The sequence below is a fragment of the Halococcus salsus genome, assembly GCF_009900715.1.
Lineage (GTDB): Archaea > Halobacteriota > Halobacteria > Halobacteriales > Halococcaceae > Halococcus > Halococcus salsus.
In genome coordinates, this window is record NZ_JAAAJC010000007.1 from 1 (window position 1) to 17,160 (window position 17,160).

Sequence of the window (17,160 nt, forward strand, 5' to 3'; positions counted from 1 at the left end):
AGAACTGCGAAGCAGTTCTGATTAGCACACAAAATCGCTCCGCGATTTTGGGACGAGTGAGCGAGCATCGCGAGCGAACGAGCGCAGCAAAAGGTGGGTACCGAACCACGGTCGTTCCGTTCGCTGTGCTCACTTCACTCCCTGATACGAATCCCGTCTCCGTCGTTCACCACGTCTCGCTGTCGCTCGCCTTCTCGCGGGTCGGTGACACCCGCTCGAACGGTCCGTGGCGGCGAAGCCGCCACGCTGCTCACGGGCACGACGGGATTCGAACCCGCGACCGTCGGATGACTCCCCATGGCGCTATCGCGACACGGATAGAAGTCCGACGCTCTATCCGGACTGAGCTACGTGCCCCGGATTCTGATTCGGCGGAACGGATAAAAGCGGTTGGGTCGAGTGCGGAGGGCTTAACCCGGATTCCGGCCAATCGCGCCCATGCAGGTCATCGGCGTCGTCGGCCTTCCGGGCAGCGGCAAGAGCGAGGCCGCGACCGTCGCACGCGAACGGGGGGTTCCGGTGGTCACGATGGGCGACGTCATCCGGCAGGCGTGTCGCGAACGCGGGCTCGACCCCGCGGACCACCACGGCGCGGTCGCGAAGGCACTCCGCGAGGAGGGTGGGCCGGGGGCCATCGCCGAGCGCTCGCTCCCGACCATCGAGGCCGCGCTCGACGACGCGGAGACCGTCCTCGTCGAGGGGATCCGCTCCGATACCGAGGTGGAACGCTTCGAGTCGGCCTTCGGGGAGTCGTTCACGCTGGTCGCCATCGACGCCCCGTTCGACACGCGGGCCGACCGAATCAGCGCCCGTGGACGCGATACACCCGTCGAGAAGGGCGGCGAGAGCCTCGCGGCCCGCGACGAGCGCGAGCGCGGGTTCGGGATGGACGCCGCCATCGAGCGCGCCGACGTCGTGATCGAGAACACGGATACCCTCGCGGCGTTCCACGGGGAGATCCGCGGACTCCTGACGGAGGAACCATGATCTACCGGGTCGATATCGACGTGACTGCGCCGGTCCACGACACCGAGGTCACCGACCGGGTCGTCGACGCAGTCGAACGCCTCGTGCCGGAGGCCGACATCGAGCGCGCGCCCGGCGAGGTCCGGGCCGAGGCCCACAGTCTGGACCGGTTCTCCGAACTCCTCCACGAACAGGAGATCCTCGACAGCGCCCGCAACGAGTTCGCCGCCGGTACCCAGGGCGAGGTCATCGAGTTCGTGTTGAAGAAACAGCCCGCCTTCGTGGGCGTGGTCAACTTCGCGGTGGGCGATCCCGACGAACTCGGCGGGATCCGCTTCGAGGTGCACGTCCACGAGCCCTCGGTCGCCGCGTACATCGACCACGTCGCGCCGCCGACCGAGGACGGCACGCCGCTCGAACGGGACGACTGACCACAGCGGCTTTGCGTCCCGACGGGAACGGGTCGTATGTCCACGGCCGTCTTCTTCGACCTCGACGGAACGCTCCTCGAATTCACGGAACCCTACCGCGAGGTAATCGAAGCGACGCTGCACGCGTGCCTCGGCCGTTCGACGCCACCACTGGTCGAGACGTACAACGAGACCTTCTACGAGGCGTTCGTGGCGACCGAACCGGAGCCGTATCGGCACGGAATGCGGGCGGTTCGCGCGGAAGCGGAGAGCGACGTCGCCCCCGAGGCGCTCGTCGCCGAGTTGTGCGAACGGGAGGTGGCGATGACGGCCGTGAACGATGGCGCTCGAACGCTGACCGAGTCGCTCGCGGAGCGCCATCACCTCGGGGTCATCACGAACGGCGTGCCGGAGTGGCAACGAGCGAAGCTCGCCCATCACGACCTGCTCGAACGCTTCGAGGCAGTGGTCACGTCGTACGAGGCCGGCGCGCACAAACCCGACCCAGCGCCGTTCGAGCTGGCGAGAGAGCGCGTCGACGCCGACACCTACGTGATGATCGGCGACGACTACGAGGCGGATGTGGAGGGTGCCAAGCGAGCGGGTTTCGTCCCGATTCATCTCAACCCCGAGGCAACGACCGGAACGCAGGTCCGCGACCTCGGGTCGCTCACGAACCTGCTTGATTCGCTAGCCTAACCGTCGAAGCCGCTCACGAATATCACGAGCCACTCGCCGAGGTCGCGCTGACGGGTAATTTCGACCGCCTCGACCCACTTCACCCACTGGAAGCCGCGGCGGCCGGGGGCCACCAGCCGAAGCGGGTAGCCGTGGCCGTGGTCGAGGCGCTCGTCGTCGACGTGGGTCGCGAGCAGCGCCTCGCGGGCCTCCTCGATCGGGAGGCTCCAGCGATAGCCGGTGACGGACCGGAAGGAAACCCATTCGACCCCCTCATCGGGTTCGACGGCATCGAGGAGGTCCCCCACTCGAACCCCGCGCCAGTCGTGGGTCGAGTACCAGCCGCTGGTACAGTCCAGCGTCGCCCGATCGCCGTTCTCGGGGTCGAGGTCGGGATAGGTGAGTTCGAGTTCTCGCTGGGCTTCACCCCCGATGCGGAGGGTCCAGGTGTCGGGATCGATGGGCTCCGGGTCGTCGGCGACCCAGCTCGTGACCGGAAAGGCGTTGCCGGCGTCGGAGCCCTCCTCCGTCGAACCGGTGAAGCGGTGGTCCTCGCCACCGGTTTCGAGCACGCGGTTCGCCGTCCGCTGGAGCCGCCACATCAGTGCGCCGAAGCCCACCACGGCGAGGGAGGACATCGCGGTCCGTCGACCCTCGAAGTCGCGGGTGCTCGGAAGCCGGAAGCGGCTTCGGAGGTGGACGAGCAGGACGGGCACCACGAGCGCGCCGAGGACCATGTGGACGAACAGGAGCGGCCACGGGCCGAGGCGGGGGGTCACGCCGAACGACCAGACCGCGCCGGTGGCGAGCGCCGCCACGGCGAGGAGGGCCAAGAGGATCGAAACCGGGGTGTGACGGTCCCAGGCCCGTCGCATCGTGACCCGTGGCCGAACCCGCCGGAGTTTCCAGAAGAGGAGCAGGACGAGCGCCAGCCCGCCCGCGCCGTGGAGGGCGAACACGACGGCATCGGCCGGACGACCCGATATCAGGGTCAGGAGACCGGTCGCGGCGACGAACCCCACGGTGACGAGGATCGACCAGTCGACCAGCCGTGGCGGGAGTTCGAACCGCGAGCGCGCCATCGTTTCCGGTAGGGCTTCCGACGGGTTAACCCCCGCGACGACTCACGCGGCTCCGTACCCCCAGAGACCGGTTCCGTTGCGCTGGGCACGCGTCTCGGCCCGTTCGAACGCATCGGTGCGCGTCAGCGGCGCGTCGTAGAACCGGGCGTAACCCCGGACGAGGAGCTGTCGGTTGAACGGTTGCCCGTCGACGCGGACGTAGACCAACAATCGGCCGTAGCTCCCGCGGGTGTCGGCGGCCGGGTCGAGCGCGACCGTGACCTGCCGACCGTCGAGTTCGTCGGCGGCGAACGCGCTCGCGTTCTCGCCCCAGCCGTGAAGCCAGTCCGCGCCGGCCTCGGTGTCGGGGACCCCCTCGAACTCGTCGGGCGTGTTCTCGCCGTAGACCTCGGGTGTATCGACCCCGAGGAGCCGAACGGTGTCGGCCGTGCCGTTCGCGAAACGCACGTCCATCGTGTCGCCGTCGATCACGTCGGTGACCGTGACAGTCCACGAGCTCCCGTCGGCCGAGCCCGACGTCGACCCGGCGGATCCGGGACTCGTCGGGCCCGTGAGTCCGCTACAGCCGGCGAGTACGACGAGGAGACAGACCAGCGGCACGGTCGCTTTCACGGCTCACCCACTCCCGAGGACGTGCTGAAACCGATGGAACCGGCAGGGAACGCCGCGGGATCGGTCGCTCAGACCACGACCTGGACGACCGCGAACAGCACCAAGACACCCAGAACGTCGGAGACGTTCGTCACGACCGGGATCACGACGTCGTCGGGGTCGAGGCTGAATCGGTAGGCGAGGTAGGTCGCGACCACGGTGACGAACACCGCGAGTACCGCGAGCACGGCCCCGCTCGTGGTCGCGACCACGAGAACCGTGACCAACGAGAGCGCGGTGCCCGAGAGGAGTTCGGAGAGGAGCCACGCGCCGGCACCCACGGCCGGAAACATGGTGAGCGAGAGCCCGACGGTGGCGAGCGCGTTGCCCGCGAGGGTCTCGTCCGTCGGCGAGAAGGAGAGCCGCCCGAGGTGGAAGGCCGTCGAGAGTCGCGCGGCGAGCACGCTCCCGAGGTTGCCCGCGGTGCCGATGGTGACCGGTACGAGCACGAGCAGCGAGGGATACCGGAGGAGGGTGGCCTGAAACGAGTCGAGGACCAGCCCGCTGCCGAGTTCGACCAGCGCGAGCACCACGAGCACCGGCACCGTGGCGCGAGTTATCGCCCGAACGGTCCACTCGGTCGGCACTCAGCCCCCACCCCCGCCGAGCGCGAGCACGATCCGGGCCGCGAGCAGGAGGAAGACGAGGCCGAAGACGTCGCCCGTCGTCGTCACCACCGGGCCGACGATGGTGTCGGGGTTGTAGCCACGCCGATAGCCCGCGAACACCACGACGACCACCGCCGTCGTCAGCACCGCGCCCGAGAGGAGCCCCGCGATGACGGCGACGCCGACCAGAGTGGTGACGGGGGCCGAGGGCCGACCGAGGACCCCGAGGATGACGTAGGCCGCGACGGCAGCGAAACTGCTCACCATCAGCCCGTTCGTTATCGCGGCCACGATGGCCGCGACGAGGCGGTCGTCGCCGGCCCCGACCCGGGGTTCGATCAACCCCTGGTGGAGCGCGGTGGCGAGCCGCGCGCCGAACGAGCCGTAGACGTTCCCCCGGGTGGCGAGCAGCGCCGGCACGAGCACCAAGAGCCCGTCGATCATCCGGAGTTCGGTCCGCATCCCGCCGAGGACGACGCCCGCGACGAGGCCACCGACCAGGCTCGCCGACAGCGCCGGCAGCGCCTCACGGTAGGCCTCGCGCGCGACCTCGACGATACTCATCACCCGAGAGAACCGCCGCCAGCGGTAAAAACTCGTTCCGTTGGCTACCGCCTCAGCCGAACGGGCCGCCACCGCCGCCCATGCCACCCATCCCGCCCATGCCGCCACCGCCGCCGTCGCCCTGCTCCATCCGCTTCATCATCCGCTGCATGTCGGCGTCGCCCATCCCCTGGAACTGCTTCAGGGTGCGTTCCATCATCCGGTGTTGTTCGAGGAGTTCCCGAACGCGTTCTTCGGGCTGGCCGCTCCCGCGGGCGATCCGGCGGGTCTGGCTCGCGCCCACCGAACGGGGATTTTCGAGCTCCGAATCCGTCATCGAGTCCATCACGACGTCGAAGCTCCGCATTCGGTCCTGGGTGACGTCCATCGCGTCGTCGGGGAGCTGGTCCTTCAGCCCGCCCCCGAGTCCAGGGATCATATCGAGGACCTGGTCGAGTGGCCCCATCTTGTTCATCGCGTCCATCTGGTGGCGCATGTCCTTCAGGGTGAACTGGCCCTGGAGGATGTCCTCGGGGTCCCAGTCCTCCTCGTCGTCGGTGGTCTCCATCGCGCGCTCGACCCGCTCGGCGAGCTGCTTGAGGTCGCCCATCCCGAGCAGTCGGGAGATGAAGCCGTTGGGCTCGAACCGCTCGACGTCCTGTACCGTCTCGCCGGTTCCCAGAAACGCGATCGAGGAGTCGGTCTCGTTGACGGCGGTCAAGGCCCCACCACCTTTCGCGGTCCCGTCGAGCTTGGTGATGACCACGCCATCGATACCGATGGCGTCCTCGAAGCGCCGGGCCTGGTCCTTCGCCCCCTGCCCGATCGCGGCGTCCATCACCAGCAAACTCCGGTCGGGTTCGACGACGTCGTCGATCGCGCGGATCTCGTCGATCAGGTCGTCTTCGAGCGCGTGCCGTCCCGCGGTATCGACGATCTTGACCTCGGCTTCGTCGGCGGCTTCGAGTCCCTCGCGGGCGATCTCGACCGGGTCGTCGCTATCGGGGTCGCCGTAGAAGGTGACCTCCGCGCGTTCGGCCATCTGCTTCGACTGGTCGTAGGCCCCCGGCCGGAAGGTGTCGGTCTGGATGACGGCGGGCCGGAGGCCCTTCTTCGAGAACCACCACGCCATCTTCGCGGCGGTGGTGGTCTTCCCCGAGCCCTGGAGCCCCGCGAGCAGGATGGTCTGGGATTCGAGCGGGAGATCCGTGCTCTCCCCGACGAGATCGACCATCTCCTCGTAGACGATCCGGAGGACGAAGTCCCGAGCCGTCGTCCCCCCTGGCGGTTCCTCGTTGAGCGCACGGTCCTCGATCCGGTCGGAGAGGTCCATCACGAGGCTGATCTCGACGTCGGCTTGGATCAGCGAGCGCTGGATCTCCCGGACGACCTCCTCGACGTCGTCGGCGTCGAGGCGGGTCTTGCCCTGGAGTCGGTTGAGGGTTCCCCGGAGGGAACTCCCGAGGTCGTCGAGTACCATTTGCCACCACTACGCCGTGTGGTTCCTAAAGCCCTTCTGGACACCCACTTTTTTCGAGGAGTGGTGGCCGACCAGCGGGAGGCCACCCGACGAAGGAAAACCTGTCTTGCTGAGCGTAGCGAAGCAAGGCTCGGAGGACGCGAAGCGTCCTCCGGTGGACTAAAAAGGCCGCTCACTCGGCCTCCGGCCTCGTTCGCGGTACAATCACTAACACTCCCGCCACCGCCCCACACCGTCCACACGCCTCCCCAACCGACTGCGCTCCTCGCTCGTTTCACTCGCTGCGGTGCTCATCCCTCGCACAATGTCCGCGATCGGCCCTCACTGTCGTTCGGACCGATCGCGAGCGCGCGCCGACCGCTACAGCAACGCGTCGGCCTCTACAATCGTCGCGAACTCGCCGTTGAGGTGGGCGAGCGCGAGGCGGTGGCTCTGCTCGGCATCGTAGGTCGCACCGTCGTAGCCGACCCGCTCGTGGGTCGCGGTCGCGTCGGCCACCACGACCACCCGAAAGCCGAGGTTCGCGGCCATCCGGACGGTGGTCGAGACACAGTGGTCGGTCGTGAGGCCCACGACCACGAGGGTGTCGTAGCCCGCCTCCCGGAGTCGGGCTTCGAGGTCGGTCCCGACGAACGCGCTGTTGACCGACTTCTCGACCGCTGGCTCGCCAGCCTCGGGTTCGGCCACGGACTTGAACGCGTTCCCAGGTCTCTCGGGCCGGAGGGGCGAGTCGGGTTCGGTCGAGCAGTGCCGGACGTGGATCACCGGGCGCTCGGACCGTCGCCACGTGGCGAGGAGGCCGCCGATACGCTTCTCGCAGTCGGGGTTGTTCCGCTCGCCCCAGCCCGGTTCCTCGAACCCCTGCTGGACGTCGACCACGAGGAGGACGGCGTCGTCGGGAAGCGTCTCGTGGCTCATGGTTTCGTGATTTCGAGTGGACAGACCTCGTGACTCTCCCCGGCGGCCTCGGGCAGGAGGTACTGTTTCCACTCGCGGTCGTCGGGATTCCCCCAGTCGCCGAGGTCGGCGTGGGGACAGACCGCGTCGTACTCGTCGGCACGCTCGCGGATGACCTCGCGCGCCCGCCGGCCCGCCGCGGTGTCGCCGGTGATCCCCTCGAAGATCGCCCGCGGCTGGAAGGTGATCTCTAGCCCGTGCGGGTTGTGGCGGCTCCGGCGCTCCTCGTAGAACGGCGCGCGCGCCGTCGGGAACATCGCCACTCCGCCGAAGCAGAACTCCCAGTGGGGGTCGTCGGGGTCGGCCGGGATCTCGTAGGGCCACGGCTCCGGGTCGGTGTCGTGGAGGTACTGCAGCACCCCCCAGAGTCGCTCGCCGTACTCGGCTTCGGTCAGCGGGGTTTCGGGCGGCGCGAAGAAGACCACGAGCGAGACGCGTTCACCCAAGGAATCGAAGGTCTTCGCGTACTCGTACAGCGTCTCCCGGAGTTCCGTGAGTGCGTCCTCGTCCGTCGTCGATTCGCAGAACGCGTAGCGCGCCATCCCGGTCGCCTCGCTCTCGACCCGAAGTAACAGGGAAAGGGCGCGTCGGTGTCGAGCATCGTCGCCCGAAAGGTTTCGTACTGCTCGACCGCCCACGCGGGCAGTTCGTCGGTGTCGATCCAGTCCCGGAGGGTCGACTGGTCGAGATATCCGCTCGGGAGCGAACCGCTCATACAGTCGGTTTCGTGGCTCGTACGCGTATGTCTTCCGATTCCGGCGACGAGAATCGACCGTTCGGTCTCAGATCAGCCCAACGAGACGAAGGACGACGGCGGTCGAACCGGCACCGAGGAGGAGAAGGAGGGCGTTCGCACCCCCGTTCGCGGCGGTCACGAGACCGAGCGAGTAGCGCCGCGACGAGACCGGCCAGAACGGGGCGATCCCCATCGGCGTCAGCCAGTCCGCGAACAGGTGGGCGAGGACGACCAACGCGCCGAGGAAACCACCGAAGCCCGCGAGGAGGCGTGGCCCGAACCCGACGAGTCGCGTCCCGAGAACCCAGCCGCCCGCGCCGCAAGCGAGCCCGAAGAGAATGGCGAACGCCAGCGTGTGGGTCGCACCCCGGTGGGTGAGCAACCGGGTCCGCATATCGAGGTCGGGCACCATCGCGAACCAGACCACGACGACGAACCCCGCGACGGCCAGCGCGACCCGACCCGCAGAAAGCAGGAAGTAGCTGACCGGCGCGTAGCACAGCAACCCGACGCCGACGTGGCCCGGGCGGTACACCTCAGTCGTCGTCGCCGAGGAGTCGGTCGACGAGCACGTCGGGTTCGAACCGCTCGATGTCGTCGTAGCCCTGGCCGGTGCCCAGGAACAACACCGGCTTGCCGGTGACGTGGGCGATCGAGATCGCGGCTCCACCCTGCGAATCGGCGTCGGCCTTCGCGAGGATCGCGCCGTCGATCGTCGCGGCGTCGTCGAACTCCCGGGCGCGGTTGGTGGCGTCCTGGCCTGCGACGGCCTCGTCGACGAAGATCGTCATGTCCGGATCCACGACGCGGTCGATCTTCTCGAGCTGGGCCATCAGGTCGTTCGAGGTGTGGAGTCGACCCGCGGTGTCCCCGAGCACGACGTCGATGTCGTGGGCCTCGGCGTACTCGACGGCGTCGTAGAGCACCGCCGCCGGGTCCGAGCCCTGGTCGTGGGCGATGACCTTCTTCCCCAAGTTCTCGGCGTGTTCGGCCAACTGCTGGTTCGCGCCCGCCCGGTAGGTGTCGCCGTTCGCGAGCACGGTCGAGAGGCCGCGTTCCTCGAAGTAGCGCGCGAGCTTCGCGATCGAGGTGGTCTTTCCGACCCCGTTGACCCCCGTGAACACTATCGTCACGGGTTTGTCGGCCTCGGCGATCCGCTGGTCGAAGTCGAACTGGCCGACGCTGATCACTTCTCGAAGGGACTCGGCGAGCGCCTCCTCGACCACCGTCCCCGTGCCCTTGACCTGGGCGCGCGTCGCGCCGGTGAGCTCCTCGCGGAGCCGGTCGAGGATCGCCTCCGTCACCGTCATCTCGACGTCGCTCTCGAGCAGCGCCATCTCCAGCTCGAACAGCGGACCCTCGAGTTCGGCGGCCTCGATCAGCGACTGGCCGGTGGCGAACAGCTTCGCGCGCGTCCCGAACCCGAGGTTCTCGTTCTCCGATTCCTCCTCGTCCGGAACCGTCGTCGGCCGGTTCAGCCGGGTCCGCCGACGCTCGGGCTGGTCGTCGTCCGTCTCGGTGTCCGTCGTCTCGGCCGCCTCTGTCGCCGGCGTCTCCTCGACCGGTTCGGCTGCAGCGGCGTCCGACTCGTTCGTCTCCACGGTGGACGCGGTCGGCTCGTCCGCCGACGCTTCGATGGGTTCGGCGGGGTCGTCGGCCGACTCCGAACCCGTCGAGTCGCCGGAGTCGACGGATCCAGCAGGGTCGTCGAGGCCGGCGGAACCCGAAGGATCGGTGTCCGTATCCGCCCCGAGCGGCGACGGCTCGTCCTCGGCTGCCTCCGGTTCGGCCCCGTCGAGCGTGGGTTCGTCCTCGACCGACGGTTCGGGAGCCGCCTCCGATTCGGTGGTCGTCGTTTCGGACTCCACGACCGTTTCGTCGGGTTCGGCCGCGGCTGCCGTTTCGTCGGTCTCGTCGGCCTCCGCCGCCGCGTCGTCGATCTCCTCCTCGGCGTCGTCCCGGAAGCTGCTGAGCCGGTCCTTGAGTCCGTCGAACATCGCCTATTCGTCGTCCGATTCCCCGCCCAGGCCACCCATCTGTCCCTGGAGCTGTTGCATCTGCTGTTGTTGGAGCTGCTGGGCCTGCTGTTCGAGCTCCTCGCGTTCGGACTCGACCTCCTCGATCTCCGCTTCGACCTCGGAGATCCGGTCGTCGAGCGCCTCGCGTTTGCGTTCGAGGGTCTCGACCGCACCCGCCTCGTCCTGCTCGGCCGCGTAGCCGCCGCCGAGGCTCACGACCGTCTCGTCGAGGTCCTGGATCTCGGCACGGACGTAGGCGTCGCCGCCGAGCGGGACCTGGACCGTCGAGCCGCTTTCGAGCGCGTCGAGCGCCTCGGTGGCCTCGTCGATCTCCGATTGTTCGTCACGGAAGCCCTCGATCTCGGCCTCCATCGCCTCCTTTTGCTGTTCGAGCACGTCGAGCTCCTGGGAGAGCTGTTCGAGCTGACCGCCACCGCCGCCACCACCGAGGCTCATCGGCCGCCCTCCGTGGCGCGTGCTTCGACTCCGATCCCGAACGTAGCAACGAACGTATCCATACCCGGGGCTGGGTGAGCACGTCGGAAGAACCTTGTCCTCTCGTCGGACGACGGTCGAGCCGTCGGGACTCGCGCGGTCTCAGCCGTCGATGTAGCCGAGCGCGTCCTCGATACGACCGAGCTCGGGCCCCGTGCTGTCCCGCCCGACGACGTAGCCGTTCTCGTTGGCGAGCAGCCCCGATCCGACGAGCGGCGCGCCGTAGTTGACGGTGCCGATATCCGCGGGCACGCCGAGGAGGTCTTCGAGGTAGTCGAGTTCCTCGTCCGTAGAATTAGGGTGACAGAGGACACCTCGGTCGGTGGCGACCGCCGCAGTGCCCACCGTGCGAACGTCCGCGAGCGCGCCGCGCTCGGCCGGGACCCCGAGGTGTTCCTCGACGGTCGCGACGGCCTCGTCCGGGAGGTCGGGGTGGAGGTAGGCCCCCGAATCGTTGACCAGCACGACGTTGCCGGCGGCGTTGATCCGACCGGGGAGCGTCGCGACGGGGAGGTCGGTCGCGTCGGCGATCCGCTCGCGTTCGGCGTCGGTGATGCGTTCGCTCGCGAGCAGTCCGTTCGAGTTGCCGGTGACGAGCGCGCCGACGGTCCCGGAGCCGGCGACGGTGGTCTTCACTGGCGAGACGCCGAGCTCGTCGGCGAGTTCCGCAGCGAAGTCGTCCTCGGCGTCGGGTCTGACGAGGAGGCAGTCGTCGGTGGCGCTCGCGAAGACCCCGACGTACGCCGAACCGGAAAAGGCCGCGCGGAGCACGTTATTCCGCGTGTTCTGCTTCGACGACCCGCTCGCCTTCCTCCTCGAATCGAGCCGCGCGCACCCGGAGCTTACTCGGGGGCTTCTTCCGGCCGCGCGACCAGACCGCCTCGTTGATCGAGGGGTCGAGGCGCACGGCGTCGGGGTCGGCCTTGAAGTGCTGGGCGAGGTGGTCGCGGATCAGCGTCATGGCGCGGTCGGCACCCTCGTGTTTGGGCCCGGCCTTGACCTTGCGGAGCGGCACCGTCACGACGCGCTCCTCGAAGTCGTCGGCGCTCATTCGTCGGTGTCCGAGCGCCGCCAGTTGCGTCGCTTCGGGTTGCGCATCGTGTCGCGGTCGGTCTTCATGATGACCCACGCCGGCACGCGACTGTTCTGCCGCTCGAGTTTGCCGAGGCGCTTCTTCTTCGCCTTGGACTTCTTGCTCATGGTGGCAGTCCTATCCCGCCTCGGCTTATATCTTTGTCCTTTTGGTTGCTTCTCACCGACGCGGCTCGCCTCAGACGACCGCCAGCGGGAGCATGACGAGCACGCCGACGGCCAGCCCGAACGCCAGCTCCCGACGACCGCCGCCCGGCAGCCCTGCCCCTATCTCGCGGGCTTCGGGGATGAAGTCCGCGAGCACGAGGTAGACCATCGCGCCGGCGGCGAAACCGAACCCGACCGCGAGGAGGTCGCGCGCGATCCGGACGAAGTAGAAGGCGACCACCGCGCCGACGGGCTGGGGGAGGCTCGAAAACACCGCCCACCACACCATCCGGGGGTTCGAGACGCCCATCGACCGGAGCGGTATCGAGACCGCGACGCCCTCCGGCACGTTGTGGATCGAGATGGCGACCGTCATGAAGACCGCGAGCACCGGCACCGTGAGCCCGAAGAGCGAGACCCCACCCCCGAGGTCGAGGTCGGCGAACGAGACGCCGACCGCGACCCCCTCCGGGAAGCTGTGGACCGTGAGCACCCCGAGGATGAGCAGGAGCTTCCGGTAGTCGGCCTCCTCGTAGTGACGCGGGTGGACCTCGATGTCCGAGAGCACGCGCTGGCTCACGACCACGAGCGCCACCCCCGCGAGGAGCCCGAGCGCGAGTTCGGCGGGCGTGCCCTGCGCGAGGCCCTCGAAGACCAGCCCGAACGTCGACGCCGAGACCATGATCCCCGAGGCGAGCCCCCAGAGCACGACGTTGGTCCGGTCGCTCACGTCGTCGACGAAGAAGAAGGGCACCGCGCCGAGGCCCGTCGCGAGCGCGGTGAGGAGCCCCGCGACGAAGACCAGGGTGAGCCCCGCCAGGAGGTCCGGTTCCATACCGACGGAAGGAGACCGAGACACATATCAACTACCTTTCAGTTTTAGGCGCACCTCAACCGTGCTTCCCTTTCGATTGGGGCCGAATCCGAGGCGTTCGAGCGACTAAAGACCGAAACCGGCCTTGGATTCGAACGGCACGGCTTCCGCGGTACGTGGCTCGAAGGTACTGTCGACGCATCGGAGGCGGTCCTCGATGCGGTGCTTCGGCTGTTCGGTGGCGGACTCATCAGTTCGGTCTTCTATGACGATGATGGACGAGAACTCTTTGCAAGATACGACAACTCGCAGATGACGTTCTCCCTCGAATCGGAACTGGTGGATGACCTCTTCAGCCAACTCTCATCGGACGAAGTCAATCAGATCGAGCGGTTCGGCTGGGGCTGATCAGGCCAGCGGCGTCCGCTCGACGACGGTCCCGTCCGCGGTCGGGTACTGCTCGACGATCTCGCCCTTGCCGACCTCGCCGTCCTCGACCATCTCCTCAAGCAGCCACCACGCGAGTTCGACGTGGTCGGATTTCTCGATGTAGAACTCCTCGGGCACGCCGAGTTGGGCGAGCTTCTCGGCCGTCTCCCAGGCCTTCCCGTAGACGAGGGTGCCGTCGTCGGTGACCTCGTCGAACTCCCGCCGGATGGTCTCGGCCATCCGTTTGAGGCGGTTGCGGTGCTGGGCGGCGTCCTTAAACACCGACGTACAGAAGTAGACCTTCTCGTGGTCGCCCATCGCTTCGAGGATGTCGTGGCTCCCCTCGACGGCGCTCATGTGGCCCTCGCGGAGTTCGAAGCCCTGTTCCTGCATTCGTCGGTAGTTGCCGTCGCTCATCTCGAACTCGTTGATGTTGCAGAAGTCCGCCGCGCCCTCGTCGAGGAAGTCGAGGAACTCCTGCTCGGCACGGATGCCCGGTATCTCGAACGCGGGGGTGAGGCCCTCCTCGCGGGCGATGTAGAGGATCTCCTCCCACTCGGTGCCGTGAAGATCGCCCCACTGCTCGAACGGCGGGTGGAAGCGGATCTCGTCGAGGCCCGCTTCCGAGAGTCGGCGCATGTTCTCCCGTCCACCCGTGATCCCCGTGTAGAGGTGGGTGTGATGGTCCTCGCCGAACTCCTCTTTGAGGAGGCGGAGGTAGCGACAGGTCTTCTCCATCGCTTCCTGGGGTTCGCCACCAGTAATAGACGTCCCGAGCGCGTCCATCTTGTGGGCCTCTTCGAGGATGTCCGAGTCCGATTCGACCTCGCGCTCGTTGGCGTAGGTCTGAGTGACGTTCTTCCGGTTCTCGCCGAGTGGGCAGTAAAAACAGTCGCGCTGGTCGCAGTAGCCGTAGACGAAGAGCACCATCTTGCCCCCCTTGGCGCACTGTTCACAGCCCTTCGAGATCATTGTCTGTCCCTCCTATTCGTCCGAGCCTCAAAAACCGTCTGAAACACGTCTCGACCGCCAACGACCCCCAAAGGCACATAAGAGCTACTCGCCTACCGTCGCCCAATGCTGCTCGTGCTGTGTATCGACCTCGACGACGACCTCGGGCGGAAGGCCGGCGTCGAGACGCCCGTCGTGGGTCGCGAGCGGGTCGAGCACGCCGCGGTCGCGCTCGCCACCGCCGACCCGGAGGACTCCGATTCGAACGTCCTCTTCGAGGGGCTCCACATCCACGACGAGATCGGCGACGAGCAGGTCGAGGTCGCGGCGGTCACGGGTGTCGAGAGCGGCGGGGTCGCGGCGAACCGAAAGGTCGGCAACGAGATCGACCAGATCCTCGCGGGGCTCGCCACGGCCGAGGAGATCCGGGCGGTGGTGGTCACCGACGGAGCCCAGGACGAGTCGGTGATCCCCGTGATCCGATCACGGCTGCCGATCGACGGCGTCCGGCGCGTGGTGGTCCGCCAGGCTCAGAACCTCGAATCGATGTACTACACGATGAAGCAGGTGCTCGACGACCCCGAGACGCGCGGGACGATCCTCGTCCCGCTCGGGATCCTCCTGTTGATCTACCCGCTCGCCGAGACCGCCGCCCAGCTCGGCGTCCCCGGCGCGGCCGTCTTCGGGGTGCTCTCCGCGCTGTTGGGTCTCTACGTCCTCTTTCGCGGGCTGGGCCTCGAACGCGTCATCGACGAGGGCGTCGCGCGGGCACGGCGCGGGCTCTACGCCGGTCGCGTGATGGTGATCACGACCGTGGTGGCGGTCGCGCTGGTCGCGGTCAGCGTGGTTCGCGGGTTGGGAACGCTCGACGCCCACACCACCGTCAACGCGGTCGAGGTCCTCGCGGCGTTCACCGTGGGGTCGGTGCCGTGGGTCGCCGCGGCGGGCGTCACCAGCAGCCTCGGCCGGATCACGGACACCTACCTCGCCGAGCGGTTCCGGTGGCGCTACCTCAACGCGCCGGTCTACGTCGTCGCCATCGCGGCCGTCCTCCACGCCGTGAGCGGCTTCCTGCTCGGCGAGGTCGGACTGTCGTACACGGCGATCGCGCTCACCGCCGGCACGCTCCTCGGGCTGGTGAGCACGCTCGCGTTCGCGGTGGTGGAGTCGCGGTTTCCGAGCACGCCGGAGCCCGTGTAGCACCGCCGCTCGAACGAACGGGGTCTGAAAACCCCGAGGACGGGTGATGCCACGCAACGGGTTGCCCCTTGCGAACCGGTCCTCGGGCGGGAGTATGCCTCGTCCCATCCGCGACTTTTCGGGTCTCCGTAATGAGCTTTGTGGTGGTTTCACTCGCCGTCGAAACCGACGCGTCGGTTTCGGGCACGAACTCGATCGGTTTTCACCGGGAAGACGACAGTTTCAAGCGATGTGAGTTGGAAATTCGCCCAATGAGTCTGGAAGCGACGTTCCTCGGGACGAGCGGTGCGGTTCCGACGACCCGGCGCAACACCAGCGCCGTGTTCGTCCGGCGCGAGGGCGAGCGATTTCTCTTCGACTGCGGCGAGGGCACCCAGCGCCAGATGATGCGCTTTTCCACCGGCTTCGGCATTTCACACGTCTTCCTCACCCACCTCCACGGCGACCACGTGCTCGGGCTCCCCGGCCTCACGCAGACCTTCGACTTCAACGACCGCGAGGAGCCGCTCGCGGTCCACACCCCGCCGGGGACCAAGCGCGCTGTCGAGAACCTCGTCGGCGTCACCGGCGCGCGACCGGGCTACCCCGTTCGGGTTCACGAGGCTCATCCCGGCGCGACCGTCCTCCGGAACGACGACTACGAGGTTCGCGCCTTCGAGACCGACCACCGAACGCAGTCGGTGGGCTACGCGCTTGTCGAGGACGACCGCCGAGGTCGGTTCGACCGCGAGCGCGCGGTCGAACTCGGGGTTCCCGAGGGCCCGAAGTTCTCGCGGCTCCACCGCGGCGAGACGGTCGAGGCCGAGGACGGAACGACCGTCGACCCGGAGCAGGTCGTGGGACCGGAGCGGCCCGGACGAACACTGGTCTACACCGGCGACACCCGCCCGGCCGGCGCGACCGTCGAGGCCGCGACGGAGGCGGACCTCCTGATCCACGAGGCGACGTTCGCCGAGGACCGGACCGAGCGCGCCGGCTCGACGGGTCACTCGACCGCCCGACAGGCCGCCGAGCTCGCCAAACGCGCGGACGCGAAACGCCTCGCGCTCACCCACCTCTCCTCGCGCTACGCGGGCGAGGCCGACCGGCTCGAAGCCGAGGCGCGCGAGGTGTTCGGGTCGGCGTTCTTCCCCGACGACGGCGACCGGGTCGAAGTGCCCTATCCCGAGGCGCACGACTAAGACCCCCCGCGATGTTCGGCCCGTATGCCGAACGCGACCGTCTCCGACCTGCTGGCCCGCAACCGTGCCCACGCGGACGGCCTTCCGGAAGGTCACTTCGAAGACGTGCTCGACGGCCAGAAACCTCCAGTCGTCTCGCTCTGTTGTGCCGACTCGCGGGTCTCACAGGAGGGAATGTGGAACGTCACGGAGCCCGGCTGGCTGTTCACCCCCTCGAACATCGGCAACGTCGCGTGGGACCTCGCCGACACCGATTCCGTGGACGGTAACCTGCTCTACCCGGTCGCCAACACGGGCACCCGAACCGCCGTGGTGGTGGGACACACCGGCTGTGGCGCGGTCACCGCGGCCTACGAGGCCGCTACCGGTGGGGGGCTTCCCGCGGAGTGGGGTATCCGGCGGCGCGTCGAACCGTTAGTTCCCGTCGTCGAGGACGCACTCTCGGGACCGGTCGCCGATGGCGATGACGTGATCGACCGACTCGTAGAGTACAACGTCCGCGAACAGGTCGCGTTCCTCCACGAATCCGACGAGATCCCGACCGACACGACGGTTCTCGGTTTCGTCTACGACTTTCACTGCTCCTACGGTAACCAGCGCGGGCGGACCTCCCTCGTCGCCGCCGACGACGAGACCGACCCCGAAGCCCTTCGGGAGCGGGTCGGAGACGACGAGCGGGCGGTGCGGTCGCTGCTGTCGACCTCGTCGTGACGTCGCGTACC

21 protein-coding genes, 1 tRNA gene and 1 pseudogene are annotated in these 17,160 nt (G+C 68.0%); 7 read left to right on the forward strand and 16 right to left on the reverse strand.

Translation table 11 applies throughout. The features are described 5' to 3' along the window. Window positions 1-253: 253 nt before the first annotated feature. Window positions 254-357, reverse strand: a tRNA-Arg gene (locus tag GT355_RS14325). Between the two features lie 81 nt (window positions 358-438). On the opposite strand from GT355_RS14325, the gene GT355_RS14330 reads away from it, so the two are divergent. From GT355_RS14330 to GT355_RS14340, 3 genes are read left to right on the forward strand one after another with little or no spacing between them, the layout of a single operon-like run. Continuing rightward, window positions 439-987: an AAA family ATPase gene (locus GT355_RS14330; protein WP_160135258.1), complete on the forward strand. Its 549-nt coding sequence runs from the start codon at window positions 439-441 to the stop codon at window positions 985-987. After that, on the forward strand, window positions 984-1,397 hold the full coding sequence (locus GT355_RS14335; protein WP_160135259.1) for an RNA-binding domain-containing protein: 414 nt from the start codon (window positions 984-986) through the stop codon (window positions 1,395-1,397). The genes GT355_RS14330 and GT355_RS14335 overlap by 4 nt, the downstream gene beginning before the upstream one ends. Window positions 1,398-1,433: 36 nt before the next feature. Beyond that, window positions 1,434-2,075, forward strand: a complete 642-nt coding sequence (locus tag GT355_RS14340; RefSeq protein WP_160135260.1) for an HAD family hydrolase — start codon at window positions 1,434-1,436, stop codon at window positions 2,073-2,075. Here GT355_RS14340 and GT355_RS14345 read toward each other — a convergent pair. From GT355_RS14345 to GT355_RS14410, 14 genes and pseudogenes are all read right to left on the reverse strand, one after another. After that, complete coding sequence (locus GT355_RS14345; RefSeq protein ID WP_160135261.1) at window positions 2,072-3,136, reverse strand: molybdopterin-dependent oxidoreductase; 1,065 nt, start codon at window positions 3,134-3,136, stop codon at window positions 2,072-2,074. The genes GT355_RS14340 and GT355_RS14345 overlap by 4 nt on opposite strands. A gap of 42 nt (window positions 3,137-3,178) precedes the next feature. Beyond that, window positions 3,179-3,748 carry a thermonuclease family protein gene (locus tag GT355_RS14350; RefSeq protein WP_160135262.1) on the reverse strand — a complete coding sequence of 190 codons (570 nt, stop codon included), beginning with the start codon at window positions 3,746-3,748 and terminating at the stop codon, window positions 3,179-3,181. 68 nt (window positions 3,749-3,816) lie between these two features. After that, a complete protein-coding gene (locus GT355_RS14355; protein ID WP_120075024.1) occupies window positions 3,817-4,374 on the reverse strand; it encodes a magnesium transporter in 558 nt (185 codons plus the stop codon). After that, a complete protein-coding gene (locus GT355_RS14360; protein WP_120075026.1) occupies window positions 4,375-4,959 on the reverse strand; it encodes a magnesium transporter in 585 nt (194 codons plus the stop codon). It abuts the gene before it with no gap. Window positions 4,960-5,011: 52 nt separating this feature from the next. Then, window positions 5,012-6,418: a signal recognition particle protein Srp54 gene (locus GT355_RS14365; RefSeq protein ID WP_160135263.1), complete on the reverse strand. Its 1,407-nt coding sequence runs from the start codon at window positions 6,416-6,418 to the stop codon at window positions 5,012-5,014. A 360-nt stretch (window positions 6,419-6,778) separates the two neighbouring features. Continuing rightward, window positions 6,779-7,336, reverse strand: coding sequence for a cysteine hydrolase family protein (locus tag GT355_RS14370; protein ID WP_160135264.1), 558 nt, complete (start codon window positions 7,334-7,336; stop codon window positions 6,779-6,781). Further along, window positions 7,333-8,090, reverse strand: a pseudogene (locus GT355_RS14375) (YqcI/YcgG family protein). Before GT355_RS14375 ends, GT355_RS14370 begins: the two are co-directional and overlap by 4 nt. A 67-nt stretch (window positions 8,091-8,157) precedes the next feature. After that, window positions 8,158-8,646: a metal-dependent hydrolase gene (locus GT355_RS14380; RefSeq protein WP_160135265.1), complete on the reverse strand. Its 489-nt coding sequence runs from the start codon at window positions 8,644-8,646 to the stop codon at window positions 8,158-8,160. A 1-nt stretch (window position 8,647) separates the two neighbouring features. Then, the gene (gene ftsY, locus GT355_RS14385) at window positions 8,648-10,108 is read right to left on the reverse strand and encodes a signal recognition particle-docking protein FtsY (RefSeq protein WP_160135266.1); all 1,461 of its coding nucleotides are present in this window, start codon (window positions 10,106-10,108) and stop codon (window positions 8,648-8,650) included. 3 nt (window positions 10,109-10,111) lie between these two features. Then, window positions 10,112-10,585 carry a prefoldin subunit alpha gene (pfdA, locus tag GT355_RS14390; protein ID WP_160135267.1) on the reverse strand — a complete coding sequence of 158 codons (474 nt, stop codon included), beginning with the start codon at window positions 10,583-10,585 and terminating at the stop codon, window positions 10,112-10,114. 141 nt (window positions 10,586-10,726) lie between these two features. Beyond that, window positions 10,727-11,395: a translation initiation factor IF-6 gene (locus GT355_RS14395; RefSeq protein ID WP_160135268.1), complete on the reverse strand. Its 669-nt coding sequence runs from the start codon at window positions 11,393-11,395 to the stop codon at window positions 10,727-10,729. Window position 11,396: 1 nt separating this feature from the next. After that, the gene (locus tag GT355_RS14400; RefSeq protein ID WP_120074851.1) at window positions 11,397-11,675 is read right to left on the reverse strand and encodes a 50S ribosomal protein L31e; all 279 of its coding nucleotides are present in this window, start codon (window positions 11,673-11,675) and stop codon (window positions 11,397-11,399) included. Beyond that, a complete protein-coding gene (locus GT355_RS14405; protein WP_007690961.1) occupies window positions 11,672-11,824 on the reverse strand; it encodes a 50S ribosomal protein L39e in 153 nt (50 codons plus the stop codon). The genes GT355_RS14400 and GT355_RS14405 overlap by 4 nt, the downstream gene beginning before the upstream one ends. A 70-nt stretch (window positions 11,825-11,894) precedes the next feature. Beyond that, window positions 11,895-12,698, reverse strand: a complete 804-nt coding sequence (locus GT355_RS14410) for a ZIP family metal transporter (RefSeq protein WP_160135269.1) — start codon at window positions 12,696-12,698, stop codon at window positions 11,895-11,897. Between the two features lie 201 nt (window positions 12,699-12,899). On the opposite strand from GT355_RS14410, the gene GT355_RS14415 reads away from it, so the two are divergent. After that, window positions 12,900-13,085 (forward strand): hypothetical protein, encoded by a 186-nt coding sequence (locus GT355_RS14415; protein WP_160135270.1) that lies wholly within the window; start codon window positions 12,900-12,902, stop codon window positions 13,083-13,085. Here the strand turns inward: GT355_RS14415 and GT355_RS14420 are convergent, their stop codons facing one another. Beyond that, a complete protein-coding gene (locus GT355_RS14420) occupies window positions 13,086-14,078 on the reverse strand; it encodes a radical SAM protein (protein WP_160135271.1) in 993 nt (330 codons plus the stop codon). It abuts the gene before it with no gap. Window positions 14,079-14,183: 105 nt separating this feature from the next. Here GT355_RS14420 and GT355_RS14425 point away from each other — a divergent pair, with 105 nt between their 5' ends. The 3 genes from GT355_RS14425 (at window position 14,184) to GT355_RS14435 (ending at window position 17,149) form a co-directional block, all read left to right on the forward strand. Then, window positions 14,184-15,257 carry a DUF373 family protein gene (locus GT355_RS14425; protein ID WP_160135272.1) on the forward strand — a complete coding sequence of 358 codons (1,074 nt, stop codon included), beginning with the start codon at window positions 14,184-14,186 and terminating at the stop codon, window positions 15,255-15,257. 251 nt (window positions 15,258-15,508) lie between these two features. Continuing rightward, window positions 15,509-16,438, forward strand: a complete 930-nt coding sequence (gene rnz / locus GT355_RS14430; RefSeq protein WP_160135273.1) for a ribonuclease Z — start codon at window positions 15,509-15,511, stop codon at window positions 16,436-16,438. Window positions 16,439-16,462: 24 nt separating this feature from the next. After that, window positions 16,463-17,149 (forward strand): carbonic anhydrase, encoded by a 687-nt coding sequence (locus GT355_RS14435; RefSeq protein ID WP_160135274.1) that lies wholly within the window; start codon window positions 16,463-16,465, stop codon window positions 17,147-17,149. The last annotated feature ends 11 nt before the right edge of the window (window positions 17,150-17,160 follow it).

Excerpts from the sequence above, each read along its gene's own strand:
- GT355_RS14330 (WP_160135258.1), top strand. The coding sequence starts at position 439 with ATGCAGGTCATCGGCGTCGTCGGCCTTCCGGGCAGCGGCAAGAGCGAG.
- GT355_RS14335 (WP_160135259.1), top strand. The coding sequence starts at position 984 with ATGATCTACCGGGTCGATATCGACGTGACTGCGCCGGTCCACGACACC.
- GT355_RS14340 (WP_160135260.1), top strand. The coding sequence starts at position 1,434 with ATGTCCACGGCCGTCTTCTTCGACCTCGACGGAACGCTCCTCGAATTC.
- GT355_RS14345 (WP_160135261.1), bottom strand. The coding sequence starts at position 3,136 with ATGGCGCGCTCGCGGTTCGAACTCCCGCCACGGCTGGTCGACTGGTCG.
- GT355_RS14360 (WP_120075026.1), bottom strand. The coding sequence starts at position 4,959 with ATGAGTATCGTCGAGGTCGCGCGCGAGGCCTACCGTGAGGCGCTGCCG.
- GT355_RS14365 (WP_160135263.1), bottom strand. The coding sequence starts at position 6,418 with ATGGTACTCGACGACCTCGGGAGTTCCCTCCGGGGAACCCTCAACCGA.
- GT355_RS14370 (WP_160135264.1), bottom strand. The coding sequence starts at position 7,336 with ATGAGCCACGAGACGCTTCCCGACGACGCCGTCCTCCTCGTGGTCGAC.
- ftsY (WP_160135266.1), bottom strand. The coding sequence starts at position 10,108 with ATGTTCGACGGACTCAAGGACCGGCTCAGCAGCTTCCGGGACGACGCC.
- pfdA (WP_160135267.1), bottom strand. The coding sequence starts at position 10,585 with ATGAGCCTCGGTGGTGGCGGCGGTGGCGGTCAGCTCGAACAGCTCTCC.
- GT355_RS14400 (WP_120074851.1), bottom strand. The coding sequence starts at position 11,675 with ATGAGCGCCGACGACTTCGAGGAGCGCGTCGTGACGGTGCCGCTCCGC.
- GT355_RS14405 (WP_007690961.1), bottom strand. The coding sequence starts at position 11,824 with ATGAGCAAGAAGTCCAAGGCGAAGAAGAAGCGCCTCGGCAAACTCGAG.
- GT355_RS14410 (WP_160135269.1), bottom strand. The coding sequence starts at position 12,698 with ATGGAACCGGACCTCCTGGCGGGGCTCACCCTGGTCTTCGTCGCGGGG.
- GT355_RS14420 (WP_160135271.1), bottom strand. The coding sequence starts at position 14,078 with ATGATCTCGAAGGGCTGTGAACAGTGCGCCAAGGGGGGCAAGATGGTG.
- GT355_RS14425 (WP_160135272.1), top strand. The coding sequence starts at position 14,184 with ATGCTGCTCGTGCTGTGTATCGACCTCGACGACGACCTCGGGCGGAAG.
- rnz (WP_160135273.1), top strand. The coding sequence starts at position 15,509 with ATGAGTCTGGAAGCGACGTTCCTCGGGACGAGCGGTGCGGTTCCGACG.
- GT355_RS14435 (WP_160135274.1), top strand. The coding sequence starts at position 16,463 with ATGCCGAACGCGACCGTCTCCGACCTGCTGGCCCGCAACCGTGCCCAC.